The sequence below is a fragment of the Halogeometricum sp. CBA1124 genome, assembly GCF_009741955.1.
GTDB classification, from domain to species: domain Archaea; phylum Halobacteriota; class Halobacteria; order Halobacteriales; family Haloferacaceae; genus Halogeometricum; species Halogeometricum rufum.
In genome coordinates, this window is the sequence record NZ_WPCD01000016.1 from 1 (window position 1) to 26,532 (window position 26,532).

The 26,532-nt window shown below is 67.6% G+C and carries 27 protein-coding genes, 1 tRNA gene and 5 pseudogenes; 11 read left to right on the forward strand and 22 right to left on the reverse strand.

Annotated features, from left to right (window positions below):
• From GJ632_RS03950 to GJ632_RS03970, 6 genes and pseudogenes are all read right to left on the reverse strand, one after another.
• Positions 1-183, reverse strand: a pseudogene (locus tag GJ632_RS03950) (hypothetical protein); the annotation flags it as partial.
• Between the two features lie 2 nt (positions 184-185).
• The gene (locus GJ632_RS03955; RefSeq protein WP_343161011.1) at positions 186-1,220 is read right to left on the reverse strand and encodes a PAS domain-containing sensor histidine kinase; all 1,035 of its coding nucleotides are present in this window, start codon (positions 1,218-1,220) and stop codon (positions 186-188) included.
• Between the two features lie 51 nt (positions 1,221-1,271).
• Complete coding sequence (locus GJ632_RS03960) at positions 1,272-1,988, reverse strand: hypothetical protein (RefSeq protein ID WP_191452153.1); 717 nt, start codon at positions 1,986-1,988, stop codon at positions 1,272-1,274.
• A 93-nt stretch (positions 1,989-2,081) separates the two neighbouring features.
• Entirely contained in the window at positions 2,082-2,930 is an 849-nt protein-coding gene (locus GJ632_RS03965) for a mechanosensitive ion channel domain-containing protein (RefSeq protein WP_191452172.1), read from the reverse strand.
• Positions 2,907-3,709, reverse strand: a pseudogene (dacZ, locus tag GJ632_RS24590) (diadenylate cyclase DacZ); the annotation flags it as partial. The gene GJ632_RS03965 and the pseudogene dacZ, both read right to left, overlap by 24 nt.
• Before the next feature lie 325 nt (positions 3,710-4,034).
• Positions 4,035-4,119: transfer RNA gene (locus GJ632_RS03970), tRNA-Leu, on the reverse strand.
• Positions 4,120-4,219: 100 nt separating this feature from the next.
• Here GJ632_RS03970 and GJ632_RS03975 point away from each other — a divergent pair.
• Positions 4,220-4,528 (forward strand): transcription initiation factor IIB family protein, encoded by a 309-nt coding sequence (locus GJ632_RS03975; RefSeq protein WP_191452154.1) that lies wholly within the window; start codon positions 4,220-4,222, stop codon positions 4,526-4,528.
• Between the two features lies 1 nt (position 4,529).
• Here GJ632_RS03975 and GJ632_RS03980 read toward each other — a convergent pair whose 3' ends face one another.
• The 6 genes and pseudogenes from GJ632_RS03980 to GJ632_RS04005 all read right to left on the reverse strand — a co-directional run bounded on the left by GJ632_RS03980 (position 4,530) and on the right by GJ632_RS04005 (position 8,750).
• Positions 4,530-5,036, reverse strand: coding sequence for a phosphopantetheine adenylyltransferase (locus tag GJ632_RS03980; protein ID WP_191452155.1), 507 nt, complete (start codon positions 5,034-5,036; stop codon positions 4,530-4,532).
• Positions 5,037-5,109: 73 nt separating this feature from the next.
• The gene (locus GJ632_RS03985) at positions 5,110-5,637 is read right to left on the reverse strand and encodes a winged helix-turn-helix transcriptional regulator (RefSeq protein WP_191452173.1); all 528 of its coding nucleotides are present in this window, start codon (positions 5,635-5,637) and stop codon (positions 5,110-5,112) included.
• Between the two features lie 51 nt (positions 5,638-5,688).
• The gene (locus GJ632_RS03990) at positions 5,689-6,765 is read right to left on the reverse strand and encodes a glutamate--cysteine ligase (RefSeq protein WP_191452156.1); all 1,077 of its coding nucleotides are present in this window, start codon (positions 6,763-6,765) and stop codon (positions 5,689-5,691) included.
• Positions 6,766-6,878: 113 nt separating this feature from the next.
• Positions 6,879-7,514 (reverse strand): fibrillarin-like rRNA/tRNA 2'-O-methyltransferase, encoded by a 636-nt coding sequence (locus GJ632_RS03995; RefSeq protein ID WP_089810727.1) that lies wholly within the window; start codon positions 7,512-7,514, stop codon positions 6,879-6,881.
• A pseudogene (locus GJ632_RS04000) lies at positions 7,511-8,364 on the reverse strand (NOP5/NOP56 family protein). The gene GJ632_RS03995 and the pseudogene GJ632_RS04000 overlap by 4 nt, the downstream one beginning before the upstream one ends.
• A gap of 155 nt (positions 8,365-8,519) precedes the next feature.
• On the reverse strand, positions 8,520-8,750 hold the full coding sequence (locus GJ632_RS04005; RefSeq protein WP_191452157.1) for a hypothetical protein: 231 nt from the start codon (positions 8,748-8,750) through the stop codon (positions 8,520-8,522).
• Between the two features lie 287 nt (positions 8,751-9,037).
• On the opposite strand from GJ632_RS04005, the gene GJ632_RS04010 reads away from it, so the two are divergent.
• From GJ632_RS04010 to corA, 5 genes are all read left to right on the forward strand, one after another.
• A complete protein-coding gene (locus tag GJ632_RS04010; RefSeq protein ID WP_343161012.1) occupies positions 9,038-9,496 on the forward strand; it encodes a hypothetical protein in 459 nt (152 codons plus the stop codon).
• A gap of 45 nt (positions 9,497-9,541) precedes the next feature.
• On the forward strand, positions 9,542-9,979 hold the full coding sequence (locus GJ632_RS04015; RefSeq protein ID WP_191452158.1) for a hypothetical protein: 438 nt from the start codon (positions 9,542-9,544) through the stop codon (positions 9,977-9,979).
• 159 nt (positions 9,980-10,138) lie between these two features.
• Complete coding sequence (locus GJ632_RS04020) at positions 10,139-10,783, forward strand: DUF6517 family protein (protein WP_191452159.1); 645 nt, start codon at positions 10,139-10,141, stop codon at positions 10,781-10,783.
• A 126-nt stretch (positions 10,784-10,909) separates the two neighbouring features.
• Positions 10,910-11,071: a hypothetical protein gene (locus GJ632_RS21895; protein ID WP_177232708.1), complete on the forward strand. Its 162-nt coding sequence runs from the start codon at positions 10,910-10,912 to the stop codon at positions 11,069-11,071.
• Positions 11,068-12,066 (forward strand): magnesium/cobalt transporter CorA, encoded by a 999-nt coding sequence (gene corA / locus GJ632_RS04025; protein WP_343161013.1) that lies wholly within the window; start codon positions 11,068-11,070, stop codon positions 12,064-12,066. Before GJ632_RS21895 ends, corA begins: the two co-directional genes overlap by 4 nt.
• A gap of 46 nt (positions 12,067-12,112) precedes the next feature.
• On the opposite strand, the gene GJ632_RS04030 is transcribed toward corA, so the two are convergent.
• Positions 12,113-13,096 carry a hypothetical protein gene (locus GJ632_RS04030; protein ID WP_191452160.1) on the reverse strand — a complete coding sequence of 328 codons (984 nt, stop codon included), beginning with the start codon at positions 13,094-13,096 and terminating at the stop codon, positions 12,113-12,115.
• Between the two features lie 293 nt (positions 13,097-13,389).
• Here GJ632_RS04030 and GJ632_RS04035 point away from each other — a divergent pair.
• A pseudogene (locus tag GJ632_RS04035) lies at positions 13,390-14,392 on the forward strand (transcription initiation factor IIB family protein).
• 68 nt (positions 14,393-14,460) lie between these two features.
• Positions 14,461-14,640, forward strand: coding sequence for a hypothetical protein (locus GJ632_RS04040; RefSeq protein WP_089810760.1), 180 nt, complete (start codon positions 14,461-14,463; stop codon positions 14,638-14,640).
• Positions 14,641-14,688: 48 nt separating this feature from the next.
• Here GJ632_RS04040 and GJ632_RS04045 read toward each other — a convergent pair whose 3' ends face one another.
• Positions 14,689-15,096, reverse strand: coding sequence for a translation initiation factor IF-2 subunit beta (locus GJ632_RS04045; protein ID WP_191452161.1), 408 nt, complete (start codon positions 15,094-15,096; stop codon positions 14,689-14,691).
• A gap of 286 nt (positions 15,097-15,382) precedes the next feature.
• Between GJ632_RS04045 and GJ632_RS04050 the strand changes: the two genes are divergently transcribed.
• Entirely contained in the window at positions 15,383-15,619 is a 237-nt protein-coding gene (locus GJ632_RS04050) for a UPF0058 family protein (RefSeq protein ID WP_089810763.1), read from the forward strand.
• Positions 15,620-15,757: 138 nt separating this feature from the next.
• Here the strand turns inward: GJ632_RS04050 and GJ632_RS04055 are convergent, their stop codons facing one another.
• From GJ632_RS04055 to GJ632_RS04065, 3 genes are all read right to left on the reverse strand, one after another.
• A complete protein-coding gene (locus GJ632_RS04055; RefSeq protein ID WP_089810765.1) occupies positions 15,758-16,177 on the reverse strand; it encodes a DUF555 domain-containing protein in 420 nt (139 codons plus the stop codon).
• Positions 16,178-16,284: 107 nt separating this feature from the next.
• The gene (locus GJ632_RS04060) at positions 16,285-17,205 is read right to left on the reverse strand and encodes a DNA-3-methyladenine glycosylase (RefSeq protein ID WP_089810767.1); all 921 of its coding nucleotides are present in this window, start codon (positions 17,203-17,205) and stop codon (positions 16,285-16,287) included.
• Between the two features lie 68 nt (positions 17,206-17,273).
• A complete protein-coding gene (locus GJ632_RS04065; RefSeq protein WP_394351780.1) occupies positions 17,274-18,230 on the reverse strand; it encodes a mechanosensitive ion channel family protein in 957 nt (318 codons plus the stop codon).
• A 79-nt stretch (positions 18,231-18,309) separates the two neighbouring features.
• Here GJ632_RS04065 and GJ632_RS04070 point away from each other — a divergent pair, with 79 nt between their 5' ends.
• Positions 18,310-18,870, forward strand: coding sequence for a DJ-1/PfpI family protein (locus GJ632_RS04070; RefSeq protein WP_089810769.1), 561 nt, complete (start codon positions 18,310-18,312; stop codon positions 18,868-18,870).
• A 9-nt stretch (positions 18,871-18,879) separates the two neighbouring features.
• Here GJ632_RS04070 and GJ632_RS04075 read toward each other — a convergent pair whose 3' ends face one another.
• The 3 genes from GJ632_RS04075 to malQ all read right to left on the reverse strand — a co-directional run bounded on the left by GJ632_RS04075 (position 18,880) and on the right by malQ (position 22,128).
• Entirely contained in the window at positions 18,880-19,203 is a 324-nt protein-coding gene (locus GJ632_RS04075; protein ID WP_197427872.1) for a hypothetical protein, read from the reverse strand.
• A 68-nt stretch (positions 19,204-19,271) separates the two neighbouring features.
• Positions 19,272-20,387, reverse strand: coding sequence for a CNNM domain-containing protein (locus tag GJ632_RS04080; protein WP_191452162.1), 1,116 nt, complete (start codon positions 20,385-20,387; stop codon positions 19,272-19,274).
• Positions 20,388-20,637: 250 nt separating this feature from the next.
• Positions 20,638-22,128 carry a 4-alpha-glucanotransferase gene (malQ, locus tag GJ632_RS04085; protein ID WP_191452163.1) on the reverse strand — a complete coding sequence of 497 codons (1,491 nt, stop codon included), beginning with the start codon at positions 22,126-22,128 and terminating at the stop codon, positions 20,638-20,640.
• Positions 22,129-22,256: 128 nt separating this feature from the next.
• Between malQ and thrS the strand changes: the two genes are divergently transcribed.
• A complete protein-coding gene (gene thrS / locus GJ632_RS04090) occupies positions 22,257-24,182 on the forward strand; it encodes a threonine--tRNA ligase (protein WP_191452164.1) in 1,926 nt (641 codons plus the stop codon).
• Positions 24,183-24,315: 133 nt separating this feature from the next.
• Here thrS and GJ632_RS04095 read toward each other — a convergent pair whose 3' ends face one another.
• Complete coding sequence (locus tag GJ632_RS04095) at positions 24,316-24,681, reverse strand: hypothetical protein (RefSeq protein WP_191452165.1); 366 nt, start codon at positions 24,679-24,681, stop codon at positions 24,316-24,318.
• 294 nt (positions 24,682-24,975) lie between these two features.
• Positions 24,976-26,459 (reverse strand): annotated as a pseudogene (locus tag GJ632_RS04100) (alpha/beta hydrolase).
• Positions 26,460-26,532: the final 73 nt, after the last annotated feature.

A 26,532-nucleotide genomic window follows, 5' to 3' on the forward strand; every position in this document is an offset into this window, starting at 1 on the left:
GAGGAGGTAGACGAGGACGAACGGCGAGACGGCGCAGACGACGGCCCAGAACCGCGCGTGGTCGCTCCCTCGGGCCGCCGCGTCGGCGAAGACGGCGTACGCGAGTGCGACGCCGCCGGCGGCGGCCGTGACGGCCGCGAGACCGAACCCGACGAACGCGAGCGGTCCGGGTTGGAGGAACATCCTCAGGGGCGCGTGAGCCGAATCTTGAAGACGGCGCCGCGGGGGTCGTTGTCCTCGACCCAGATGTCGCCGCCGTAGCTATCGAAGACGCTGTCGGCGAAGAAGAGGCTGATGCCCGTCCCGTGGTGCAGTTGGTCGTACTCCTCGCGCCCGAAGATGAGGTCGCGTTGCGACTCGGGGACGCCGGGGCCGTTGTCCGCGACGGCGAGGACGACGCGGTCGTCGCGTACCTCGACGGAGACTTCGACGACCGGGTCGTCGGCGTCGTTGTGCGCGACGGCGTTCTCCAGAACCGCCTCGACGGCGGCCGACAGCAGGTCGTCGGCGCGGACGACGACTTCGGGGAACACCTCGAAGTTGAACTCGGCCTCGGGGAACTCCTGCATCACCTCGACCAGCGTGTTGTTGAGGACGATGTCGAGGCGGACCGGGCGGTTCGACGCGTCGTGGGACCGTTCCAAGAGGTCCCGCAGGTCGCGGGCCCGTTCGGTCTTGTGGACGATTTGGAGTATCTTCTCCTGCGCTCGCTCCAGACTCTCGGCGGCCTCGTCGCTGGACGTCTCCGACTGCGCTCGCTGGACGTGGCCGTACATCACGTTGAGTTCGTTGCGCAGGTCGTGTCGGAGCAGTCGGTTCAGCACCTCCGAGGCGTTCTCGTACTGCTGCTGTTTCGTCGTGTCGACGAAGATGGCGACGGTGCCTTCGACGGTGCCGTCGACGACGATGGGCGCCGCGGAACCGCGGCCGTACACCTTCTCGCCCGACCTCGTCTCCGCGACGAACTTCCCGGACCACGTCTCGCCGCGCGAGAGGTGGTCGACGATGTCCTCGTAGATGCGGTCGTCGCCGGAGATGACCGCCGCCGACTCGCCGACGAGGTCACCGGGGTCGTAGCCCAGAAACTGCAGACCGCTGGCGTTGACGTCGCGGATGACGAAATTCGTGTCGGCGATGAGAACCGGAGCCCCGGTGCTCCGGAACGCCTCGCGGTAGACGTTCCCGCCGAGACGGTGTTCGTCGTCGGAACTCCAATCCACAGCACTACCTCGTACTCGGAGTATTTCATTCTCCGGGTTTGACCGGTCGGATCAGAGACGGGGTATCTTGCCGCGCAACTCGAAGATGTGCTGGTAGTACGCGGCGACGACGCCGCGAATCTCGCCGAAGTCCCGGTCGCGGTCGGTCCGACTCCACTCGTCGTGTAACTCGACGCCCAGAACGAACTGCCGCGCGAGTCGCTCCGCCTCCTCGTCGGAGCATCCCGGAACCATCGCCCGCACCTTCAGGCGGTGGGCCGCCAGCGCCGTCCGTCGCCACCCGGCCTCACGCTGACCGTGTCGCCGCCAGAACTCCGTCTGTCGGCGCGCGTACGTCTCGTCGATGCCCGCGTCCGAGCAGACAGCGGACAACAGGTCGCGAACGTCGTCCCACCGCGGGTCGTCGAGAACGTCGGTCCCGCGCGGTGCCGGGCCGCACGTCAGGACGAGGTCCGACGGCAACTGGGACCGGTCGGCTTCGACCGCCGCCCAGTTCTCTATCTCGTCCTGCAGAAAGAGGGCCTGGACGAACGTCTCGCCGGCGCGTTCGGCGTGCCGCCGGGGGCGGCCCGGAAACTCCGCACAGAACACGGTCGACATCGCCGCCGTCGCGGTTTCGGCCGCGGTCCGCGCGCCGTCGACGTCGCCGCACAGCAGACAGTCCTCTCGGAGGTCCTGGTGGAAGAACGCGTCGAGCAGTCGCTCGCTGACTTCGCGGGCGGTCGGCGAGACGTCTGCGGCGTCTCCGAGCGGGAGGTTTCGGCTCATGGCGATATCGGGGACCGTAGCACGACTATTCATCAGTCTATACGGGTCTCGTATCAAAACAGTTTCGGGGAGTGATGTGTCACCGCGCCAACGTCATCGGAAGCGGACGAGCCCCACCTCGAACACCTTCCGGTTGGGGACGATGTACTCCTCGCCGTCGTCTTCGATGTGCGTGACGAACAGGTCCACCTCCTGGACGATGCCGCCCGTGTCGCCGACGCGAACCTCGTCGCCGATGGCGTACGGTTGCGTCAAGAGGAGGTACGTCCCCGCCGCACCCGACTTGAGCAGGTCCGCGAAGGCGATGCCGCCGAGGAAGACGATTGCGAACAGGTAGGCCGCAAGGAGGACGACCAGCGCCAACGTCGCCACCCCGAGTTGCGAGAGGGCGATGAGGAACGCGAGGAAGAACACGGTGTACTTCGCGGCGGCGGGGATGACGCCGACCTGCGGGAGTTTGACGCCGCGCAGTCGCTCTTGGACCAGCAGTCCGACCTTGTCGCCGACGACGATACCGACGATGAGGATGACCACCGCGAAGAACAGCATCGGCAGGAACTCGACGACCTGACTCCAGAACCGGTCGGCGTAGTTCACGTTGGCGATGGACAACGCGGCGAGGACGGCGACGCCGACGACGAAGTAGCGGACCAGCCAGCCGAGGAGTTCGACCGTCGAGGTGTCGAAGTTCCGCGCCGTCCGCTCGAACGCCGTCCCCTCGATGGCGTCGGGGACGCCGAGTCCGTCCAGAACGCGGCGGGTGAGCGTGCCGAGGACGATGGCGACGACGAAACCGGCGACGAGGACGACCAGTGCGAACCAGACGTCTCTGGGCAGCAGGTCGGTGAGTTCGGCGAAGAACGAATCCGCGGGGTCGCTCTCCGCCTGCAGCAGTGTCGCCGCGGGCGCATCAGTAGTCTCCGGGTCGATCTCCAGAATCATCTTCCACCTTGAACGCGCGGACCAACCCGTCGGACTCGGAGAGGACGATGGTCGTCGAGTTCGTGTCGCGAGTGATAGCCGCACCGGCCATGTGCCGCGCACCGAGTCCCTTCGGAATGTCGACGCCCTCGGCGGCGGGTTCGAGGTATCGGTAGGCGCTGACTATCTTCCCCGAGTCGGAGATGATGAACGCGCCGTCCAGTCGGGAGAACTCCTTGAGCATCACGTTCACGATGGGGTCGCCGACGTGGACGTGGGACTTCTCGAACGGGTTGTACGACAGCGGTCGGGACTTGTTCATCACCTTCCCGGCGTCGCCGACGACGAACAGGGCGCCGACGGGCTTGCCCTTCTGGCCCTTCTTTCCGAGTTCGATGGCCACCTCGAACACGTCGCGGATGACGCTCGGGTCCGCCCGCGAGTTGGCGAACAGGTCGTAGATGCCCGAGCGCATCTCTTCGGTGACGCGGACGCGAATCACGGCGTCGTGGTCACCGCCGAACACGGCGACGTGCAGGCGACGACGTCGTCCTCCTCGACGACGCCGTTCCCCATCGCCCCCTCGATGCCGAAACGGATGCGGTCCCGGACGTGTCGAACTCCAGGGGGAGTTCGATGTACTCCGCCGCGTCCACGGTGTTCTCGGGGGCGACCACCACCACCGGGGTGTCGAGGCTCTCGTCCTCGAACTGTTCGTAGTACGAACTACTCGGCGAGAAGACGAACAGTGCGTCCACGTCCGCCACGACATCATCGAGGAGGTCCGATAGCGCCACCATCAGTCAATGCTCTCCTGCAGTGAGAAAAAGACTTGTGGGACGTTTTCGGGGGGTGATAATGGCTGACGCACGTCGGACAACTGTGGTCGCGTTGGGGCGGGACGGCGGCGAGAGCTGTCAGCGAAGGCGAACGTGAGGGTCGGCTTCGTGTCGGGCGTCGAAGTTTCGGGGGGCGGGGTTCGAGCGACGGCGACGACAGGCGATGCCCGGGACCGGATTCGAACCGGAGCGAGAAATGCTCGCTCACTCCGTTCGCGGCGCGTTCCTTGCAGGGTTCGCATCCGCTCGTACCGATGGCTCTCCTCACTGACGTTCGGAGAAGCCATGCGCGGGACCGGATTCGAACCGGCGGACTCCTACGAGACAGCGTCCTAAGCGCTGCGCCGTTGGCCAGGCTTGGCTACCCGCGCGCACTACAGCGTATCAGGAATCGAGGTAAGAAGCTGTCGTTCGCGGCCGACAGCGACCGAACTGAGCAAGCGTCAAGTGCGTCCGCGCGGTGCTTCAGGTATGTATCGCGCCCGGGACAGAGTGGACAACGAGGAGTGGTTGACGCGCATCGAGGAGGCGGCCGACCGCCTCGAACTCGGGTCCGAAGCCCGGTCGTACGCCGGCGACATGTTCCTCTCGGAGGTGCCCGAGGAGGACCGGTCGAAGCGCGCCGTCGCGGCGGCGAGCCTCTACGCCGGCGCACTCATCGCGGGCGAGGAACGGTCGCAGTCGCGCGTCGCCGACGCCATGGACGTGACGCGACTCAGCATCCAACAGCGCTGGAAGGAGATTCTCGAGACCAACGGGTTCCGGCCGCCGACCTGGTGAGTCAGGCGTCGTCGGCGTCGGGACGGGTCGCCTCGCGACCCTCGCGTTCGGGCGTCCGGTTGCCGTGGCGGTCTATCTCGCCGCGGACGATGCGCGTCGAAGAGATGCGCTGGCCGTCCTCGGCGGGGACGTGGTCGACGACTTCGATGTCCAGCGGCGGCAGGTCGCGTTCCTCGCGTATCTCGTTGATGCGCGCGCCGCCGTCCTTCGTCTCCGGAGAGACGATGAGCACGTCGAAGCCGGGTTCGGTGGCGATGCCGGTCGGTTCGGTCAGCGTCCGAATCTCGAACTCGCGGTCGTGCTCCGCCGCGAACGGCTCCAGTTCCTCGACGAGGTCGCGCTTTCGCTCCTCGAACGGGCGGACGTACCGGTCGACGTGGCGGGTCCGCGGCGCGAGTTCGTCGCTCGTGAGACCGACGGTCACGTCACCGAGTTCGAAGGCCCGCTCGAACAACGCGAGGTGGCCGTCGTGGACCGGGTCGAAGGTCCCGCCCAGCGCGACGTTCATATCCGGGCGTCGGCGGCTCGCAACTTAAAAAGGTCGGCTTCGGGACCGCCCCGCGTCGGGGCGGACGCCCCCGTCACTCCTCCGGTTCGTCCCGGACGGTGATTCGGACCGGTTCCACGTCGCCCGCCTCGTCGTCGCCGAGGAGTCGCCGGTCGAGGTTGAACACGGTGTTCAGTTGCGACTGGACCTGACCGACCGCGCTCCGGACGAGTTCGCTCGGCGCGATAGCCGTGTACTCGTAGGGGTTGTTGCCCGCGCCGGAGTTCTTCCGCTTGCGTCGGTCCACCATCTCCTCGTCGTGGAGTTCGGCGAGTGCCTCCCGGACGGTACTCGGGTAGAGGCCGGTGCCGTCGGCCACCTCGTCGCTGGTGGAGTGGGGGTTCTGTCGGAGGAAGACGAAGATGCGGGCGCGCGTCTCCGTGTCGAGCAGCCACGCCAACAGGTCCACGACGTTGTCGTCGAACTCCGAGACGGCGCGGTCGGCCTCCGCTTCGAGTCGGTCGCGCGTCGACGCGCCGTCCGCGTCGTCCGCGGGGTCCGTCACCGGCGCGTCGGCGGACCCGCTCTCTCCGGGGTCGTCTGTGGGGTCGTCCGTAGACATATGTTCTATCACACAGGTCAAAACGGGACGGTGAAAAACCTTTCCGAACGCTCAGTCGAGGCAGAGCGCTTCGCAGAGGGCGTCGAGTCCCTCCTCCTCGTGAATCCGCCGCTGTCGCTCGGTGCCGCTCTCGGCGTCGAACAGGCTTCGGAGTCCGTCCACGCCGAGTCGGTCGCACTCGTCCGCGACGAACCGCTCGAGCGTGACCGTCGATTCGCCGTCCGTGCCGACGAAACTCGCGTCGTGACCGTGCCGCGTGGCGCGCCACTTGTTCTCGTCGAGGAGTTCCCGGCGAATCTCCGTCCCCGTCTCGCCGTCCTCGTACCGGGCGGCCAAGTCGAGGACGAGTGCGTGGACGTACTCCACGAACGCCACCGTCACCGCGGGGTCGACCTGCGCGTCGGGCGTCCGGACCTCGACGGTGCCGTGACCCGTGTGAGGGCGCACGTCGTACCAGAGTTCGCCGCGGTCCTCGATGGAGCCGTGTTCGACCATCCGACGCTCGAACGTCCGGTACGCCTCGAAGTCCTCGAACCGAGAGGGCATGCCGGTGTTCGGCAGGTTCTCGAAAATCTTCGCGCGGGCCGAAGAGAGACCGGTGTCGAAGCCGTTCCAGAACGGCGAGTTCGCCGACAGCGCCAACAGCGGCGGGAGGTACCAGCGTATCTCGTTGGCTATCCACGTCGCCTTGTCCGGGTCGTCGACGCCGACGTGGACGTGCAACCCGGCCGTCGTGTTGCGGTGTTGCGGGTACTGGATGCGGTCGAGTTGCGACTTGTAGCGCGGCTTCGTGGCGTGGTCGAGTTCGCGCCACTTCGCGGCCGGGTGGAGGCCCGCGGCGGCGACGCGGTAGCCGTGGTCTGCCGCGTGGTCGACGAGTGCCTCGCGGACGGCCCGGACGAGTTCGTCCACGTCCGTGGGGTCGTCGATGAGCGGCGTCTGCGTCTCGACGGTGAACTTGAACAGTTCGTGGTCGATGCGGTCACCGAGAAGCCCCCCGGGCGGGTCGTCGTAGACGAGTTCGGAGATGCCCGAGGCCGGGTAGCCGTCGCTGTCCACGATGTAGAACTCCTCCTCGACGCCGAGGGTACCCATTCGGTCGAAGGCGTCGGCCGACCCTAGTTCCATCGCAGGGTCGTTCGCGGCGGTCGATTAAATAGGTCGTGGACCCCGGCGACCCGTGCAGCAACCGCGAAATCGGCGGACAGGACGCCTGCCGCGGCGACTCTCCGATGCAGCGCTCACTTCGGACGGGCCACGACGCCGAGGTGGTCGTCGTGGAACCGGTCGAGTCGCGTCGTCTCCAGCACCTCGTACGAATCGCGCAACTCCGCGAGGACGTCCTCGAACACGTCGTCGGGGTCGGCGGTCACGTCTTCGCTCCGCGCCTTTACCACCGCGAGGAGTCGGCCGTCGTCCCGGAGGAACCGCCGGTTCCGGTTGGCGACGGTCGCCTGCCCCCGCGTCGCCACGTCCTGCACGATGCAGTCGAGGTCCGCCTCGACGACGTGCGCGTACGTCTCGGGCTTTCGCGCGTCCTTGAGGAGGGGAAACAGGTTCTCCCGGTCCTCGGCGACGCCGAGAAGGTCGCGGACCGGCCGCGCCGCGAACTCGACGGCGTACGTCGGCCCCGCGAAGTCGGCGACGTGCGAGACGGTCGTTCCCGACGCCGCACCGAGGTACAGCACCGTCTCCCCCCCGACGAGACCGGTGTCCATCCCGTACTCGAACATCGCGCCGAGTTTCGACCGCCCGGCGTCCCACGCGCGCCATCCCTCGGCGTCCCGCGGTTCGCCGTACACCGTCTCGCCGCGCGTCGAGAGTCGCTCCCGACCGTCGAACGGCCGTCGCTCGACGCCGTCGGGCAGGTCGGTCATTCGCCCACCTCCCGCGCTCGAATCGTCTCCATCCGCTCTCTGAGTTCCTCGTGAACCTCCGGCTTGTACTCCCCGGAGTAGTGGTCGATGCGCGCCGCGATGGCGAGTTTCCCCGCGACGCGCGCGCCGCCGACCCGCGGTGGTCGGGGTGGGTGCCGCGGACGTAGTCGTGGACGTAGATGACGCCGTGTTTCGGCGACGACGCCCGACCCTCCAGATGCGCGAACAGGGCGTCCTCGGCTCCCAGCACCTGAACGGTGCCGGACGGCATCTTCGCCAACCGCTCCAACCCGCCCGCGAGGGCGACGAGGCGGGCCGCGAGGACCGGGCCGGCCATCTCCGCGAGATTCGGGGCCACGGCGGGCGCGCGCGCCTCGACGAACGCTCGCAGGTCGTCGCGTTCGTCCGCGAGGTCAGCGACGCGGCGGGCGTACGAGACGACGCGCTCCTCGACGGGCGTCTGCGGCTCTCTGTCCGCTACCTCGCGCGCGCCGTCGACGCCGGCGCCCGCGTCGTCGTACAAAGTTCCGGCCCACTCGGCGAGGCGTTCGGCCAGTTCGTTCGCGGTGCGTTCGGCGTCGTCCATCGCGCGGACGGCGTGCACGAGTTGCCTGTCGTCGGCCCGTTCGCGTTCGCGGACCGCCTCGGTCGCGGCCCGGAGCGTCGCCTCGCGGAGGCAGTCGTAGTACGCCGCCTCGGAGTCCGCGTACCCCGATTCGACGGCGAGTGCGGGCCAATTCCGCGGTTCCTCACTCTCGCCGTCGGCGACGGCCTCGCTCGCGCCCTCGACGTCGTCCGGCTCGATTCCCTCGAACCAGCCCGTCCCTTCCGGGGCGGTTCCGTCGTTCATACGTTCACGCTCGCCTTCGACCGGTATATCCGTCCCGGTACGGCGAGTCGAGGCCGTCCCGACGACGGAGTGCGACTGGAGACTGGAAGTCCGCGTCGTCGACTGAGTGGCCGAACGCGAACGGTTGGTCGCGGTCCGGCGGAGCGCGGTCCGGCCTATCGTCCGGTTCCTGAGGTACTGTGTCGCTCGTGGTACTCGCGGAGTCCCCGCCGCGCCGCGCGTCGAGACTCGAACCCGAATCCGACGGCCCGACAGCCCGTTCGCGGGCAGACCCAGCCGTACGTGTCAGTCGCGTCGTCCGCGAACACCTCGGTGTCGCCCCCACAGCGGGGACAGTCGAACCCCCACAGGAACGTATAGTCGACGTCGCGGCGTCTGCCTGGCATCGTCACGCTCGTCTCCCGGGCTCCCGGAACGGAAAGCGTCGTAGCTATGCGGATAGCGCGTCGGGAAACGCGGCGCTAGATAGCGAAGTGCGCGGAGCCGCGACGGTCCGTCTTGCGGTAACGTTTAACATGGCGGCACCCCAACAGTGCGTCGTCAACGATGAGTGAGCGGACACCTTTCGTCTGTCGCGACTGTGGCAACCGGGTCTCGGCGGGGTCGTTCCGGTCGACGTGCCCGGAGTGCGATGGGGAACTCGGCCCGCAACACGGTCCGACGCGCGTGACCAGTGACTGACGACGGGCGCTCCGAGGCGGGCGACCCGCATCGGTCCGAGGCGCGCCGGATACGGTCGCTCGCCGTGACGACCGACGACGTGCTCACCGCGCTCGAAGCCAACGAGCGACGCGACCGGAGCGCCGTCCTGCGGGTGACGCCGCCGTTCGCGGGGCGGATGCGTGCTCGTCTCCACCTCGACGGCGCAGAGGGCGAGTACGACGGCGACGTGCGACCGATTCACGTCCCGCCGGAACGACTGCTGCGCGAGACGCCGGGGTTTCCGACCGTGGACGAGACGGGCGACGAACTCCGAGCGTCCGAGGAACCGTACACGCCGGAGCGACACCGCGAGCGTCACGCGGAGGCCGTCGCGGCGTGGCGCGAGGCCGTTCGCGACGCCCTCGCCGACCGAGTGACGCTGTCGACGCCGGAGGGACCGCACGACGTGACGGTGAACTACCTGGGGTGAGGACGCCGCGACGGGCTTTTACTCCGGGCGGCGGACGGGACTGACATGAGCGGTCAGCACGGCGACGGTTATCGTCGCGGCCGACAGGTCGAAGAGCAACGGGAGCCGAGAGTTGGGAGCGTCTACCGCCGCCTCCTGCTCATCATCTGGGGACTCGGCGCGGTCATCCTCCTCGTCGTCCCCGCGTTCGGCGTCGGCTGGACGGGAATCTTCGCCGTCGTCCTCGTGATGCACGCCTTCTTCGCGGGCCTCATCTTCCTCGACATCCGGTCGCTGCGGCAACAGGGCGTCGAGTGGGGATACTCCCGCCACCTGTGGTTCTCGTCGGCGCTCGTCTTCCCGTTCGTCACGCTCGTCTACTGCTGGTACGTCGCGCGCGTCGTCCGCCGGGAGAACGAACGGCGCGGCTACACCGACGACGAGGCGGCAGAGGCCGACTCCGACTCCGACGACGAGACGAGAGAGGAGACGGCCGACCGGTAGCGCGTCGCAAGGCGTCGAGGTGCGCGTGACGGTGCAAAGGTGCGCGTGACGGTGCAAAGGTGCGCGTGACGGCGACGAGCGCGGGACGTGACGGACGTCTGACGCGCTGAACGGCCAGCCCACGGGTTTATTCGTGTGGCCGAAATAGCCATCGTCGCTATGAGCACCCGTCGTATCGTCGCCGTGACCCTCGCGGTGGCGGTACTCACGACGACGACAGGCTGTATCGGCTTTCTGACCGGCGAGGAATCGCTCACGTTCGCCGCCGAACCCGCCGCCGTGGACGAGTCCGCGGCGCAGAGCGCGGGGTACGCGACGGACGGGCCCCGCGTCGTCGAGGTGAACGAGACGTTCACCGTCGCCGGGGAGGAACGCCGCGTCGTCGCGAAGAACCAGGTGAACACGTACGAGAAGACGCTGGACCTCGGTATCTTCGAGGCGAAACTGGGCGTGTTCACCGTCATCTCCTCGCCCGCCGTCGAGATAGCGGGCCGGACGCTGAACCCCATCGGCGACTACTCGAACCGCGAACTCGTCGGGTTGGTGCAGAGCCGATACCAGGGCCTCAGCGACGTCGACGAGGTGAGTTCGCAGACCATCACCGTGCAGGGACAGGAGACGCAGGTGACGAAGTACGCCGCGGTGGCGAACGTCGAGGGACAGGAGGTGGACGTCTACGTCCACGTCACGAAGTACCGCGACGGTGAGGACTTCATCGTCGCCGTCGGCGTCTACCCGCAGCAACTCGGCGGCGAGGAGGGCAACGTGCTGTCGATGATGCGCGCCATCGAACACCCGGTCTGAGCGGTCACCGGCCCGGGCGGGCACGACCGAACGGCTCTGACCGCCATCCGTCCGCCCGCCATCCGTCCACCCGCAATCCGTCCGACGCCCGAACAACGCTTTTCTCCCCCGCGCGGACGTACGCGCATGAACCGCGAACGGACCGCCGGGGGCGTCCTCACGGCGCTCTCGCTACTCGGGTACGGCGCCGGCGTCGTCGCGCCATATCCGGGTCGGTCGGCGTCCATCGTCGGCCTCATGGTCGGCGTGACGCTGGTGGCCATCGGAACGGGTGGGGACCGAGCGTGATCGCAGCGCACGTGTACGACGCGGGCGGCGTCGAGACGGTGACTGTCGACTCCGAGTCCGACCTCGAAGCGGCCCGGAACGCCGACGGGACGACGTGGGTCCGCGTCGCCGCCGCGACGGCCGAGGAGATGGACGCCATCTCGCGCGTCTTCTCGATTCACGCGCTCGAACTCGAGGACATCCGGAACGACGTGCGACCCAAGACCGAGGAGTTCCCCGACCACACGTTCGTCCTCGTGAAGACGGCGTCGCTCCGGCGCGGTGAGACGACGTTCGACGAGGAGGTGGAGACGCGACCGGTGGGCCTGTTCGTCGGCGAGGACTGGGTGCTCACGCTGACCGTAGAGGAGACGACGGTGCCCGCCGTCGAACGGGTCTGGCGGTCCGTCGAGAACCGCGAGGGGCGCGTCCTCGCCAACGGTCCGGACTTCGCGGCGTACCGCGTCCTCGACCGCATCGTGGACGGCTACTTCGGACTGCTCGACGAGATAGAGACCACCATCGAGGAGATAGAGGACGGCGTACTCGAAGGGCCCGACCCGTCCGTGCTGGACGGTCTCAACGCGGTCCGCCGGGACCTGCTCTCGTTCCGGAAGGTGGCGTGGCCGACCCGGGAGGCCCTCTCGGTCCTCGCACGCGGCGACGCGGCGCACGTTCGCGATCCGACAGAGAAGTACTTCCGCGACGTGTACGACCAGTTGGTGGAGATAGTCGACCTGACGGAGACGTACCGGGACCTGGCGCGCGGGGCGCGGGACATCTACCTGAACACCCTCTCGCAGTCCACGAACGAGGTGATGCGCCAACTCACCGTCGTCGCGACCATCTTCATCCCGCTCACGTTCGTCGTCGGTGTCTACGGGATGAACTTCGCCGGCGGGGCGTGGAACCTCCCCGAACTGTCGTGGCCGTACGCGTACCCGGCGGTGATGGTGGGGATGACGCTCGTCACGCTCGTCCTCGTCGTCCACTTCCAGCGGGAGAGCTGGCTGTAGCGGCGGCCCGCGGGGCCGGTGGCGAGACCCGCAGTCGCGCGGACGGCTACTCGACGTACCCGAGCGCACGCAGTCGCTGTTCGGTCTCCTCCTCGGTCAGCGTCTCGCTCTCGACGGGCGGGTCGGAGACGACGTCGCGGCGGGGCCCGGTCTGGACGACCTGCCACGGGACGATTCGGAGCGGTTCGGTGAGCAGACCGGTCGTATGACCGAACTCCCGCGGGCCGAAGGGGACGAGTCGCTCGCCGAGCATCTCGCCGTGGTCCGCGGAGACGACGACTTTGCCGTCCACCGCCGAGACGAGGCGTTCGACGCTCTCGAGGCCCACCTGCAGGCTCTCGCGGTAGGACTGCAGCATCGTCTCGTGGGCCACCGTGCCGTCCTGCACGAGGTCCCAGATGGACCGCCCCGCGTTCACCTTGCTCTGGCCGTCGTGGACGTGGTAGCGGTCCCACCCGCGGAGTCCGACCCGTTCGCGGATGCGGTCCGCCGTCGGACCCAGGTGGGGCGTGTGCGGTTGCATGTAGTGGACGACGAGTCGCTTGTCGGGGAACTCCGCGGCGGCCTCGACGGCCGACTCGGTCAGCGTGTCCGGGAGGACCGTCCCTCGCGACTCGTCCCACTCGTCGAGAAGCGGCAGGATGGCGTGGAACGAGTCGGGTTGGAGCGTCGGGACGTACGGGTTCGAGGAGACGTAGACGGTGTCGTGGAACGTCTGGTCGCGGAAGTTCTCTCGGAGGAACTCCGGCGTCCCCGACCCGCGGGAGAGTCGGGTCTCCACGTCGCCGGAGAACGGCGTCTCCTCCCGGTAGAAGTCCGCGCGGCAGGCGTCGAGGAGGACGAGCACGTCCCAGTCTTCGGCCATCACGTCGAACGGGTCGCCGTGGGTCGCGCGGAATCGGACGTTGTTCAGGACCCGGGCCGCGGACCGTCGGACGTTGCCGAGTTCCTCCGCGAGCAGAGTGGGGTCTCTGACGAGTCGCCGCAGGTTCGTCGTGTTGTACCGGTCCGGAAGGACGCCAGAGAGCACACTGTCCCGGTCCGAAACAGAAGCATAAATATGTACTCACTTTCCGCCGGCGACGCCCTGTCGTGGCGGCCGGAAGTCCGAAAGCCATAAGTCCAATTTGGTACCGAGTGGCACGTCACGCCGAACCGCCGGTTTTTGACGATTATTCGGTTCCGTACGGCGGTTTTCTGGGGTCCAAATTGGGAAAAGGTTTAAATACTCTCGATGATTACTATGGGTAAGGACTCAGCCCATCCGGAGTCTCTCTCACTTCTCCGCTCTTTACCCGGTTGGCGAGGGGTCCGCATCCCACCATGAGCGACACAAAAATCAGAGAGTACGTGAGTACCGACCGGCGGCGGACGGACGCCACCGAGACGGCGGCGGAGAGCGAGGACGAGAGCGAAACGGAGTCGGAGATACAGACGTGTCCGGAGTGCGGCGGCACGCTGGTGACCGACGAGGCCCACGGCGAGACGGTCTGCGCCGACTGCGGTCTCGTCGTCGAGACGGACGCCGTCGACCGCGGTCCGGAGTGGCGCGCGTTCGACTCGGCCGAGCGCGACTCGAAGTCCCGCGCGCGCGCCGACGACCCGGATGATGCACGACAAGGGGCTGTCGACCAACATCGGCTGGCAGAACAAGGACGCCTACGGCAAGGCGCTCTCTTCGAGCCAGCGCGAGCAGATGCAGCGGCTCCGCACGTGGAACGAGCGCTTCCGCACCCGGAACTCCAAGGAGCGCAACCTGAAGCAGGCGCTCGGCGAAATCGACCGGATGGCGTCGGCGCTCGGCCTGCCGGAGAACGTCCGCGAGACGGCCTCGGTCATCTACCGCCGCGCGCTGGACGACGACCTGCTCCCCGGCCGCTCCATCGAGGGCGTCGCCACCGCGGCGCTGTACGCCGCGGCGCGGCAGGCCGGCACGCCCCGGTCGCTCGACGAACTGGAGACCGTCTCCCGCGTCGACAAGATGGAGCTGACCCGGACGTACCGCTACGTCGTCCGCGAACTGAAGCTCCAGATCGAGCCCGCCGACCCCGAGCAGTACGTCCCGCGGTTCGCCTCGGAACTCGACATCTCCGACGAGGCCGAACGACAGGCGCGCGAACTGCTCCGGAACGCGAAGGAGGCCGGCATCCACTCGGGCAAATCGCCCGTCGGCCTCGCGGCGGCCGCCGTCTACGCGGCCGCGCTGCTCACCAACGAGAAGGTGACGCAGAGCGAGGTGAGCGAGGTGGCCAACATCTCGGAAGTGACCATCCGCAACCGGTACAAGGAGCTGCTCGAAGTGGACGATGCGGGCCTGTTCGCCTGAACGCGGCGCGGGTGGCGAATTTCTCTTTGCGGAAACCTTTATTCGTACACCGGGAGTCAGTTGGAGGCATGGTCGAAGCGTTTGTCCGGCTGCTGTGTCCCGAGTGTGGAAAGGACTGGGAAGCGAGTCCGTCGAATCTCCCCGACCTGAAGCAGAATCAGACGTGCTCCGCGTGCGGCGCGACCCGCCGCCTCGCCGAGTTCATGCGGACGGAACGCGACCTCGAGACGGTAAAGCAGTTCGAGTAGCGGACGGCGCGACGCGCCGGCCACGCGGCGTCTTCCCGCGGTCCCCCTCTACAGGTCCGGAATCGCCGAGAGCGCACCGCACGCGTCGCACTTCAGCACCGTCGCGCCGCGTTCGGTGACCAGGCGCGTGTCCGGCGAGTCGCACTCGCTACAGAGGACGTAGTCGTCGACGTACGCGTCGAGAGCCTCCTGGACGCGTCGCTGATTGAAGTCGCCGGTGAGTCGGAGACGACCCTTCTCGTCTATCTGCGCGCTCGTGCCGAGTTCGGACTGCAGTGCCTTCATGAGGTGAGAGGGTTCGCGCGCGAGGCGGTCGCACGTCTCGTCGAAGTTCTCGTACACCGTCGCGTTGCCCTCTGGACGGACCTGCGGTTCGGGGACCTGGAACCGACTGCCGCCGCCGGCGACGTCCGGTGACTCCTCCAGTGCCTTCTCGAGTTGGTCCTCGTAGTCCATACGTGCCCGAACGGTATCCGTGGGCTAAAACGTTCGTGGGTTTCGGCTCGTCTCCCTGCCGTCGCCGCCGTCGTCCCGAGACGCGCCCGAGCGTCTCCCACCACGGCTGTCAAGCGAATGACTAATGTGGCCCGGGCGCGGTTAGTTCGCGTGTAACAGATATTTCATAACAATCTAAAGTACGAGAAACTGGCCCAAAATCGCGTATTCCGGCGATTTCGACGGAGGCATGCTAACGAGGGTCAAGATAGTAATATAATCCTCCAGTCTCAACTCAGGTTTGCTCATGAAGAAGCAGGAACTCATCCACCTGCACGGCCTGCTCGCGGAAGTACACACACAGATCGAGGAGTGGGACGACGACGAAGTTCCACTCACAGCTTACAACGAACTCGGCGTCCGACCGACGTCGATTCACAAGTCGAAGACCGACCACAAAGCTGCTGTTTTCAAACTCGTGAAGGGAATAACGTCGTCCCTCGACGAGGCCGAGCAAGAAGCCGTCGCACCGCACGCAGACTAAATCGAGAGCCGAACTGCGACTCCTCGACACCCGAACTCCCGAGCGGCAGCGCTCTGCAGTCGTGGCGGATACGGAGCGCGTTAGGTGGCTTCTAACCGGCGCGCGCGAGAAGGGAGTCGACGAGGCGGCCGCGCGCGGTCACCCCTCGTCGACGAGGTCGTCGAACTCCGGGATGAGGTCGTCGTCGGACGCCGCGTCCCGTTCCTCCTCTTCCTCCTCGTCGGACGGGAGCACCTCGACTCGCAACACCTTCAGGGGGACGTTCTCCAGTCGCTGGCCGATTTCCTTGCGCGCGATGCGGGCGGCGTGCTCCTCCTGTTCGACGTTGAACACGGTCATCTCCAGTTCGAGCGCCACCAACGCCTCGTCGGCGGCGACGAACGCGGGCGGGAGGTCCTCGCCCGACGGGGACGTGCGCGAGCCCATGCTAATCTCGACGTAGTTGAGGTCCGGGTTCAGCATCTCACCCGTCTTGGCGATGGCGATGCGAATCGCCTCGTCTGCCGTCTCGACGTCGTAGACGGGAACTGCGGCCTCGACGACGACTCTGCAGTCCATGACAGTATACCGTTACGTCGGACGCCGCAAGAAGGTTAGCCCGAAGGTTTAGGACGGCCAGCGGTCCCCGACGCCGTCGGTCGGACGCCCGGCGACGGCCGGACGGGTCACTCGCCGCCCGCGCGGAGGTAGTAGAACACGTACGTCTGCGCGTACCCGGCGTAGTCGCCGCCGAGGCGGTCCCGGATGGCGCGCGACGTCTCGGCGTAGGTCCCGGCGTCGCACTCGGGGTAGTGGTCGGCGATGGCCGTCTGAATCCACGTGTCCAGCGGGACGGCCTCGAGGAACCCCAGCGAGAACAGCAACACGCAGTCGGCCACCTTGTCACCGACGCCGACGAACCGCTTCAGCGACTCGCGCGCCTCCTCGTACGGCAGTTCGAGGGCCTCCGTCGGGTGCGCCTCGCCGTCGGCGACCATCTCGGCCGTCCGCCGGACGTACGGCGCGCGGTAGCCCAGACTCTGGTCGCGCAGTTCCGACTCGGTCCGCGCCGCCAACTGGTCGGGCGTCGGGAACGCCCGGTACGTCTCGCCCGCGACGGTCACCGCGTCGCCGTACTCCCGCGCGAGGCGCATCTGCATCCCGTGGATGCGCGAGACGCGCATCTGCGCCGAACAGATGAACGAGACGAGGCAGGCGAACGGCGGGTCGCGGACGAGGCGCATCCCCTCGTAGGCGTCGTACGCGCGTTCGAGCAGTGGGTCGTCCGGCGTCGCGTCGAGTATCGCCGTCAGGTCGTCGTCCAGTCGGAGCAGGTGCGTGAGAATCGGCACCGCGTCGGCCGTCGCCTCCCACTCCAACCGACCGTCGGTCTGTCGGACGCGGACGACGACCCGGTCGTCGGAGACGCCCGCGATGGGGGGGACGACCGTCTCGTACCACGCGTCGCCGCCGTGGACGTCCATCGACTCGTACATCCGGCCGTCCGCGCGGTCCCAGAGGTACGACTGCCCGCTCTCCAACGTGGCCTGCAGGTCGAACGGCCCGTCGAGGTCCGCCAGCGGAATCGCCCCGGATTCGAACTCCATCGTCCACGTTCAGGCGGGCGACGAGTATCGGGGTTTCGAAGCCGTCCGAGCGACTGTCGGGGCGACCGTCACCGGTTCCGACCGAGGGGGAACTGCACTCGGTCGGGTTCCTCGTTGAACCGTGCGACGATCTCCTCGTACAGCGCGTTCTGGTTCCGAGTTATCTGCCTGGGGTGTGAGAGAAAGCGGAGTCGGAGCGTCAGCCACGACTCCTCCTGCACGACGTTGACCGTCGGCTCGGCGTTCACGTCGAGGTCGACGGGCGTCTCCGCCAGTTCGTTGCGGTAGCGGTCGACGGCGGCGTTCATCTCGTCGCCCAGCAGGTCGTCGGCCGTCTCGACCATCACCGACCGCGCGAACGCGAGGTCCGTCTCGTAGGCGACCTGAACGCTCACCTCCGCCCAGACGTGCGCGAACAAGGCGGAGTAGTTCATCACCTGCGTGGAAAGCACCTGCGCGTTCGGGACCGTGACGACCCGACCGGACGGTTGCCCCGTGGAGACGAGCGGTCCGTTCACCTCCCACAGCGTCGTCGCCAGAAATCCCACGTCCACGACGTCGCCGCGCGTCTCGTCTATCTCGACTCGGTCGCCGACGGAGAACGGGCGTTTGAGCATGACGTAGAACCAGCCGACGAACGACAGCAACGGCTGTTGGAGCGCGAACGTGACGGCGAATCCGACGATACCGAGCGAGAAGAGGAGTCCGACCCACTGGTCGGTGGCGACGCCGAGGACGGCCACGACGCCGACCAGTCCGAAGGTGAGTCGGAGGACGTTCCGCACGTCGTGCGCCCGCCGCTTGCTGTCGAGTCGGGCGGCGACGGCCCGTTCGACGACGAGGTACGCCCCGGCGACGACGAGTGCAGTGGCGACGACGGTCAGTCCCCGAGAGACGACGTACGTGAGGGCGAACTCGCCGACCGTCGCGTCGCCGAACGCCGAGAGCGTGGAGACGACGCTGGCGGCGACGAGCAACGCGAGGGCGAGTCCGAGCGAGAGGTAGCCGACGCGACGACGGAGCACAGCGCACCGTCTCGGTGCGGCGGCGAAAAGCTACCGGAGCGGCGGTGGGGTTCTTCTCCTCGCCCGCCGAAGCGAGCGCATGCGCACCGCGTTCGTCGCCTTCGACGACATGACCGCGCTCGACTTCGTCGGGGCGTTCGACCCGCTGACCCGGCTGGACACGATGGACCTCGCCCCGTTCCCGTTCGAGTGGGACGTCTGCGCCCGCGCGGAGACGGTGACGGCGACGGCGAACCTCCGGTTCGAGGCCGACAGCGTCGGGGAGTCGCTCGCCGACTACGACCTGGTCGTCGTCCCCGGCGGCGCGGGCACGCGGGAGTTGCAGACGGACGACCACTTCCTCGCGTGGCTTCGGACCGCCGACGCGGACCTCATCGCGTCCGTCTGTACCGGGTCGCTGCTCCTCGGCGCGGCGGGATTCCTCGACGGGAAGACGGCGACGACGCACCCCGCGGCGACCGACGAACTCGCCGCGTACTGCGAGGTGAGCGACGAACGCGTCGCGGACGAGGGTGACGTCGTGACCGCCCGCGGCGTCACCTCGGCGCTGGACCTCGGTCTCCACCTCGTGGAGCGACTGACCGACGCCGAGACGCGAGCCACGGTCGCAGAACAGATGGACTACCCGGAGCGGGTCTGAAGACGCCGTTCAGGCCGACTCGGCGAACGACTCGACCGAGGCGTAGTTGACGGCGACGAACGACGCGAACAGCAGGAAGGCGACGACGGCGAACGACAGCGAGAGCGTGCGTCGCGCGGACGACGAGAGCTCCAGTCGGTCGCCGACCCACGCCGTGGCGAACAGCCCCGAGAGCGCCAGCGCGGCCCCGATAGCCGCTATCCACGCGCCGCCGAGGAGCGACAGGGGAACGAGCAACAGGCCGTAGCCGAAGACGCCGACGCCGACGAGGACGGTGGCGACGGCGAAGACGCCGACGGAACGCTCGACGGAGGATACCGCGGAGGAATTCACGGGGAGGGAACGGCGGGCGGGAAGATAGCCGTTGTGTGAGCGGTGTTACGCCGGTGCTCGCGGGGGCGTTAGCCGGACGTCGGACTTCCTCGTCCGGTTCCGGTTTCGGGGCCGGTTCCGGTCGACTGCCGTCCGTCGCCGAGGGGGTCTTCCAGTTCGCCCATCACGGTCTCCAGCGCGTCCGTGGCGGTGAGGAGACCCACGGTATCGCCGTCTTCGAACACCAGCGCGAGTTCCTGTCGTTCGGCCTGGAACCGGTCGATGGCGTCGCTCACGGTCGTGTCCGCCGAGACGGTCATCGGCGGAGCCGCGATGTCGGCGAAGGTGACGTCGCCCGCTTTCAACTCCTCGATGCGGTCGATGACGCTCGGAACGTAGACGACGCCCTCGACCGTCTCTCGGTCCGCGCCCACGAGCGGATACCGGGTGTGCGGCGTCTCCGACACCCGCCGGAGGTTCTCCTCGGCCGAGGCGTCCGTCGAGAGGAAGACCACGTCGTCCACGGGAACCATCACGTCCCGAACCTCCCTCGTCCCGGCCTCCAGCGCGCCCAGAATCTCGTCGTGGCGCTCCTCGGAGAGTTCGCCTCGGTCCAGCAGAGAACTCATCCGGTTGCGCAGTTGGGCCCGCGTCTCGATGGCGTCCTCCTCGGCTTCCAGCCACGCGCCGGTCATCTCGATGCCGAACAGTTTGAGGGTCCACTTCGCCACGGAGTCGCCGAACGAGATGAGCGGCGAGATGACGACGTAGAACCAGTAGAGCGGCGTCGCGCCGTACCGGCACACCATGCGCGAGCGCTCGACGCCGAGGTACGTCGGCGCCTGTTCGCCGTGCGTCAGGTGGACGAGGTTGATGATGGCGTACGCGATTATCGCCCCCGCACCGACGGTGGCGAGCGGCGTCCCTCCGAACAGCGGTTCGAAGAGCGCCGCCAGCGCGGGTTCGGCGACGATACCGACCGCGATACTCGACGCCGTGATTCCGACCTGACAGGTCGTGAGATACAGTTCGAGGTCCTGCGTCATCTCCCACGCGCGCTCCAGTTTCGGGTTCCCGTCGATGAACTCGTCTTCGGTGAACTGACGCGCACGCGTCAGTGCGAACTCGATGGCGACGAAGAACCCGTTCGCGAGGATGAGTAGAACGCCCGCGACGAGACGGATTCCTATCTCGACTCCGTTCATAGTAGTGAGTGCTCTCCGATTCCCGCTCCACGCCTTAGAACGTGGTGGCTGTCCGCGAGTATATACCAGTCTCTCGAATCGTCCCGCCCGGATTCGACAGGTACCGAACCGACAGCGAACGGCGGGTGAGGTTGACTGCACGCCGCCGACGAGGACCTGATTCGAAGCACACACCGGCGTCCGTACTCCCGCTTCGAGGAGTGACGTCGGCGGGCCGGCGGTCACGGCCGGTACGCCGGGGGCCGCACGCTCAGTTCCGGATGTGCTCGTCGGTCAGACTCGCCAGTCTCGCGGCGACGCTCTCGTCGAACCCGTCTCGCGTCACGCGCCAGCCCCAGTTGCCGTCGGTGGTCCCGGGGGTGTTGAACCGCGTCTCCGCGCCGAGTCCCAGCACGTCCTGCATCGTGGTGAACGCGATGACGGCGTTCGACCGCCAGACGGCGTCGATGACGGACCAGTGAATCTCGGAGCCGTCGGCGCCGATGTTGTAGTGCAGGCAGTCTCGCTGTTGGTCCGGCAGGTCGTCGTAGTAGCCGACGAACGTGTTCGTGTCGTGCGTCGAGGTGTAGCCGACGCTGTTCTCGGGGTAGTGCATCGGCTGGTACATATCTCCCTGCTGGCACCAGTTGGCGTACTGCGGGACGCGCATGCCGGGGAACTGGAACCGGTCGCGGAGGTCCACCAGCGACTGGTCGAGGAACCCGAGGTCCTCGACGACGAACGGCAGGTCGCCGAAGCGTTCCTCGACGGCCTCGAAGAAGTCCGCGCCGGGGGCGTCGCGCCACTCGCCCGCCGCGGGGGAGTGGGCGTTCGCGGGGATGGCCCAGTACTCGTCGAACCCTTTGAAGTGGTCGATGCGGGTGACGTCGACGAGTTCGAACAGGCGGTCCAGTCGGTCCATCCACCAGTCGTAGTCGTTCTCGCGCAGGTAGTCCCAGTCGTACAGGGGGTTCCCCCAGCGTTGCCCGTCGTCGTTGGGGTTCGGCGGGACGCCCGCGACGGCGGCGGGTTCGTTCTCCTCGGTCAGGTCGAACGCCTCGGGAGTGGCCCACACGTCGGCGCTGTCGAGGGCGACGTAGATGGGCAGGTCGCCGACGAGTTCGACGCCGCGGTCGTTGGCGTACGCCTTCAGGTCGCGCCACTGCCGGTCGAAGACGAACTGGACGAACTCGCGGTAGGCTATCTCGTCGGCGAGTTCCTCGCGGTGTCGCTTGAGGGTGTCGGGGTCGTGCGTCCGAATCTCCTGCGGCCACTCGATCCACGCGCCGTCGTAGCGGGTGCGAAGCGCCATGAACAGGGCGTAGCCGTCGAGCCACGACGACTCGCGTTCGCGGAACGCCTCGAACGACTCGCGTTCGGCCGCGTCGGCCTCGGACTGGAATCGCTCGTGGGCGGTGCGGAGTCGCTCGCGCTTGTACTCGGCCACGCGGTCGTACTCGACGGCGTGCGGCGAGAAGTCGGGCACCGGTTCGAGGTCCTCGTCCGTGAGGTAGCCGTCCTCGCGGAGGGCGTCGAGGTCGACGAGCAGGGGATTGCCCGCGAACGCGGAGTACGACTGGTACGGCGAGTGGCCGTGAATCGACGCCGTGGGGCCGAGGGGACAGAACTGCCAGAGCGACTGGTCCGCGGACGCGAGCCAATCGACGAAGTCGCGGGCGCCGTTGCCGAGGTCACCGATACCGTGCGGCCCGGGGAGCGACGTGACGTGCGCGAAGACGCCTGATTGTCGGTCGAATCTCATGGCTGTCTCCACCGCCGCCGGAAAGATAAGCGTGTGGCACTCGGGTGCGCGGACTCCCGTCGAACCGCCGTGCGACCCACTCGCGCCCTTCAAAAACACTTATTCGTGCGCTCCGATTCCGAACGCACATGAGTGAAATCGTTGTGACGCTCCCCGACGGGTCGGAGTTGTCCGTCGAGGAGGGTGCGACGGTCGAGGACGTCGCCTACGAAATCGGACCGGGACTCGGTTCCGACACCGTCGCGGGCGTCGTGGACGGTGAACTCGTGGACAAGGCCGCTCCGGTCCACGACGGCGCGCAGGTGGTCATCGTCACGGACCAGAGCGACGAGTACCTCCGCGTCCTCCGCCACACCGCCGCACACGTCTTCGCCCAGGCACTCCAGCGTCTGTATCCGGAAGCGAAACTCGCCATCGGCCCGCCGACGGACGAGGGGTTCTACTACGACGTGACGAACGTCGACCTCGACGCCGACGACCTGGCGGAGATAGAGGCGGAGATGGAGGCCATCGTCGAGGAGGACCTCCCGGTGGAGCGAGAACTCCGCTCGCGCGAGGAGGTCCTCGAACAGTACGAGGACAACCCGTACAAACTCGACATCCTGAACGAGGAGGCCGCCGACGAGGAGGAACTCTCCTTCTACGTGCAGGGGGAGTTCTCCGACCTCTGCAAGGGACCGCACGTCGAGTCGACGGGCGACGTCGGCGCGGTGAAACTGCTCAACATCTCCTCGGCGTACTGGCGCGGCGACGAGGACAACGAGACGCTGACGCGCGTCTACGGCACGGCGTTCGAGTCCGAGAAGGACCTGACGGAGTACATGGAACTGCGCGCGGAGGCCGAGGAACGCGACCACCGCAAACTCGGACAGGAGATGGACCTGTTCTCCATCCCCGAGGTGACGGGGCCGGGACTCCCCCTCTATCACCCGAACGGCAAGCGCATCCTCTCGGAACTGTCCGGCTTCGCGGAGTCGCTGAACCTCGACGCCGACTACGAACCCGTCGAGACGCCGCACCTGTTCCGCACGGAACTGTGGAAGCAGTCCGGCCACTACGACAACTACGTGGACGACATGTTCCTCCTCGACGTGAACGACGAGGAATATGGACTAAAACCGATGAACTGTCCGGGCCACGCGACCATCTTCGACCAGCACTCGTGGTCGTACCGTGACCTGCCGGTCCGCTACTACGAGGACGGGAAGGTGTACCGGAAGGAACAGCGCGGCGAACTGTCCGGCCTCTCGCGCGTCTGGTCGTTCACCATCGACGACGGCCACCTGTTCTGCCGCCCCGAGCAGATAGAGCAGGAGATTCGGCAGGTGATGGACTCCATCTACGAGGTGCTGGAGACGTTCGGCTTGGAGGCGCACGTCGCCCTCGCGACGCGCCCCGAGAAGTCCGTCGGGAGCGACGAGATATGGGAGCAGTCGGAGACGCAGCTCCGGTCGGTCCTCGACAATCAGAACATCGACTACGACCTCGAACCGGGCGACGGCGCGTTCTACGGGCCGAAGATAGACTTCGCGTTCGAGGACGCCCTCGGGCGCAAGTGGGACGGTCCGACGGTGCAGGTGGACTTCAACATGCCCGAGCGGTTCGACCTGACGTACACGGGCGAGGACAACGAGGAACACCGCCCGGTGATGATTCACCGCGCCCTCTACGGCAGTTACGAGCGGTTCTTCATGGTCCTCATCGAGCACTTCGACGGCAAGTTCCCGCTCTGGTTGGCGCCCGAACAGGTGCGCATCCTGCCCATCTCCGACGACCAACTCGGCTACGCCCACCGCGTGAAGAACGAACTCGGGGACTTCCGCGTCTCCGTCGAGGACCGGTCGTGGACGCTCGGCCGGAAGATTCGGGAGGCGCAGGAGGACAACGTGCCGTACATGCTCGTCGTCGGCGAGAACGAGGCGGAGTCCGGCACCGTCTCGGTCCGCGACCGACAGGAACGCGAGGAGAAGGGCGTCGACATCGAGCAGTTCCGCGACCACGTCGCCGCCGAGTACGAGGAGAAGCGCCTCGAACCCGACTTCCTCGCGGACTGAGGTCGGGGGCGTTCGGCGCTGTGTAGGCGTGTACGCTCGGGTGCGAGGAACACGGCAGTCGGAAACGGAGCGCTCAGCGAGAGTCCATATCTCGGGGCACGACGGGCGTTTCGTAGACGCCGGTTCGTGTCGATTAAAAACTGGGTTTGCCGGAACCGCCGCCTCTGCCCACGTACGTTGCGGTCAAGACGGTGACGTTGTTGATGGGGAACGCTGAGACCACGGTATCGCCTCCTATCCAGCCGAGTGAGTGCTGAGCCGGCGGGGGGTACACGTCGTTGCCCTTCCCGTCCAACGAGTACGGCGCTGAGGGGAGCGGGTCATTTCCCTTGCCATCGAGTGAGTACAGCGACGGAGGGAACGGATCGTCGCCCTTCCCGTCCATGGGTTCGGCCGCTGCTGTTCCGACGGTGCCGGCGACCCCGGCAGTCAAAACGACCGCGGCGAGGAGTGCTCTGATAGCAGTGCGTCCAGCCGTGATGTGGGTGAGTGCCTTCATCACAGATGGATCAAGGAGGGGGTATTCGATGACGATAGACGCTTACTACTGAAGCGGACTCTCGAAAGAGGACTCTAGATAGCTAGAGCGTGCAGAGTCCGTCTCGTACATTTTTCCCACTTCCGTGGCTGTGGCCGCCGGAACAGTCGGCCGCACGAGGTTCGAGACGTGCGCCCTGCACGCAGCACGGCTTGGGAAACCCATCACCCACCAGCCATTTCGACAGGGCCGGCCGTTTCGCTTTTCGGCCAACCTCACTTCGACGTCAGTTCCGCTCTCGTGTCGATGTCGCACCTACGTCGTCGTCTCCGCCGCCGCGTCGGCGTCCTCGTCGCCGTCGTCCGCCGCCGCCCGTTCGGCCCGCCGGTTGGCCGCGGCGAGGCGGTCCAGTTCCGCGGTCAGCAGTCGCTGGAACTCGTCGTCGCGGGCCAGACGCGCGGCCGTCCCGACGTGGCCGCGGTCCCACCTGACGAGGTTCCGGCGGGGTACGTCCCACCGGCGGAGGAGGCTCTCGAACGACGCCGCGGGGGCGACGTCGTCGCGCGCGCCGTAGCAGGCGAGGATGCGTTCGGGCGACAGCGACGGCTTCGCGGGCGGGTTCAACAGCGGCGCGAACTCGTTCAGGTCGTCGCCAGTCCACCCGGCGGCCGTGAGGGCGTCGTCCTCGCCGAGCAACGAGACGAGACGCGACCCCGTGAGGAGTTGCGTGACCGACCCCGCGGCGGCGACGGGGGCCGCGAGGTCCGGGCGCATGGACTCGGGCCAGTGACCGCACCGCCCGGCGACGTGGAGGGCGACGATGCCGCCGAGGCTCAGTCCGCCGACGGCGACGGCGGGCGCACCCTGCTCCGCGCCCACTCGACCAGCACGCCCGCCTCCTGCGCCGCGGCGCCGTAGAGTTCGAAGTGACCGACCGGCCCGCGGGCGAGGTAGGGTTCGCCCGCGTACGACCCGAGGGGTTCGCGGCGGCCGTGCCACGGCGCGTCCGGGAGGACGGACCCGGTAGCCCCGCCGGGCGAGGCGGCGGCCGACGGCCTCCTCCTCGGGCCAGTAGCCCAGTCTGTCGCCGAGCGAACCGAGGCCGGAGAAGAAGACCACCGTCGAGAGTTCGTCGACGGCGTCCTCGGGTTCGTACACCCGCGCCTCGGCGGTGTCGCCGACGTGGAGCGACGGCGTCGCGAACCGGAGGCGGTACTCCACCGTGCCCGGACCGAACACGGTCTTCGACCGGGAGACGCGCGGGAGCGACTCCGTCACCGTGGAGTCGGCGAACCCGTACAGCCGTTCGGGTTCCGCGAGTTCGTGCGCCCAGCGTTCGCGGGCGTCGTCCGGGGGCGGCACGTCGAACGCGACGGGCGGGACGAGGTGGTCGTCGACGAGGAAGCCGAACGCGTCGTCCGGCCGGGCGTGGCGGCGTCGGCGCGGCGGCGTTCGCGTTCGAGAGCGACGCGTTCGTCCGGCGTCGAGTCGTCGTCACCCCAGAACGCCGCCTCCCAGCGCTCCGCGACGTCCTCGTGGCGCTCGCGAATCTCGGCGAACTCGGCGAGTGCCGCCTCGACTCGGTCGTGCAGGTGCGGGGCGGGCGGGGCGTCGGCCTCGCGGAGGAACGCCGCCGGTCCGGCGCCGAGCGACACGTCCGCCGCGGCGCGGGCGCGACGGACGGCGAACTGTCTCGGGAGACGGCGGAGCGAGAGCGTCTCGAACGGTGCCGTCTCGAACAGGCCGCCGACGGGCGACGCGAGGAGTCGGTGGACGCGCGGTGTGTCGAGTCTGTCCATGGTCCCCGTACGGAGCGAGAACCCATCACTCTATAGTCACGTTCGCGACCGGTCGCTGAACCGAACGGTCGAG

Excerpts from the sequence above, each read along its gene's own strand:
- GJ632_RS03960 (WP_191452153.1), bottom strand. The coding sequence starts at position 1,988 with ATGAGCCGAAACCTCCCGCTCGGAGACGCCGCAGACGTCTCGCCGACC.
- GJ632_RS03965 (WP_191452172.1), bottom strand. The coding sequence starts at position 2,930 with ATGATTCTGGAGATCGACCCGGAGACTACTGATGCGCCCGCGGCGACA.
- GJ632_RS03975 (WP_191452154.1), top strand. The coding sequence starts at position 4,220 with ATGTATCGCGCCCGGGACAGAGTGGACAACGAGGAGTGGTTGACGCGC.
- GJ632_RS03980 (WP_191452155.1), bottom strand. The coding sequence starts at position 5,036 with ATGAACGTCGCGCTGGGCGGGACCTTCGACCCGGTCCACGACGGCCAC.
- GJ632_RS03985 (WP_191452173.1), bottom strand. The coding sequence starts at position 5,637 with ATGTCTACGGACGACCCCACAGACGACCCCGGAGAGAGCGGGTCCGCC.
- GJ632_RS03990 (WP_191452156.1), bottom strand. The coding sequence starts at position 6,765 with ATGGAACTAGGGTCGGCCGACGCCTTCGACCGAATGGGTACCCTCGGC.
- GJ632_RS03995 (WP_089810727.1), bottom strand. The coding sequence starts at position 7,514 with ATGACCGACCTGCCCGACGGCGTCGAGCGACGGCCGTTCGACGGTCGG.
- GJ632_RS04005 (WP_191452157.1), bottom strand. The coding sequence starts at position 8,750 with ATGCCAGGCAGACGCCGCGACGTCGACTATACGTTCCTGTGGGGGTTC.
- GJ632_RS04015 (WP_191452158.1), top strand. The coding sequence starts at position 9,542 with ATGAGCGGTCAGCACGGCGACGGTTATCGTCGCGGCCGACAGGTCGAA.
- GJ632_RS04020 (WP_191452159.1), top strand. The coding sequence starts at position 10,139 with ATGAGCACCCGTCGTATCGTCGCCGTGACCCTCGCGGTGGCGGTACTC.
- GJ632_RS21895 (WP_177232708.1), top strand. The coding sequence starts at position 10,910 with ATGAACCGCGAACGGACCGCCGGGGGCGTCCTCACGGCGCTCTCGCTA.
- GJ632_RS04040 (WP_089810760.1), top strand. The coding sequence starts at position 14,461 with ATGGTCGAAGCGTTTGTCCGGCTGCTGTGTCCCGAGTGTGGAAAGGAC.
- GJ632_RS04045 (WP_191452161.1), bottom strand. The coding sequence starts at position 15,096 with ATGGACTACGAGGACCAACTCGAGAAGGCACTGGAGGAGTCACCGGAC.
- GJ632_RS04050 (WP_089810763.1), top strand. The coding sequence starts at position 15,383 with ATGAAGAAGCAGGAACTCATCCACCTGCACGGCCTGCTCGCGGAAGTA.
- GJ632_RS04055 (WP_089810765.1), bottom strand. The coding sequence starts at position 16,177 with ATGGACTGCAGAGTCGTCGTCGAGGCCGCAGTTCCCGTCTACGACGTC.
- GJ632_RS04060 (WP_089810767.1), bottom strand. The coding sequence starts at position 17,205 with ATGGAGTTCGAATCCGGGGCGATTCCGCTGGCGGACCTCGACGGGCCG.
- GJ632_RS04070 (WP_089810769.1), top strand. The coding sequence starts at position 18,310 with ATGCGCACCGCGTTCGTCGCCTTCGACGACATGACCGCGCTCGACTTC.
- GJ632_RS04080 (WP_191452162.1), bottom strand. The coding sequence starts at position 20,387 with ATGAACGGAGTCGAGATAGGAATCCGTCTCGTCGCGGGCGTTCTACTC.
- malQ (WP_191452163.1), bottom strand. The coding sequence starts at position 22,128 with ATGAGATTCGACCGACAATCAGGCGTCTTCGCGCACGTCACGTCGCTC.
- thrS (WP_191452164.1), top strand. The coding sequence starts at position 22,257 with ATGAGTGAAATCGTTGTGACGCTCCCCGACGGGTCGGAGTTGTCCGTC.
- GJ632_RS04095 (WP_191452165.1), bottom strand. The coding sequence starts at position 24,681 with ATGAAGGCACTCACCCACATCACGGCTGGACGCACTGCTATCAGAGCA.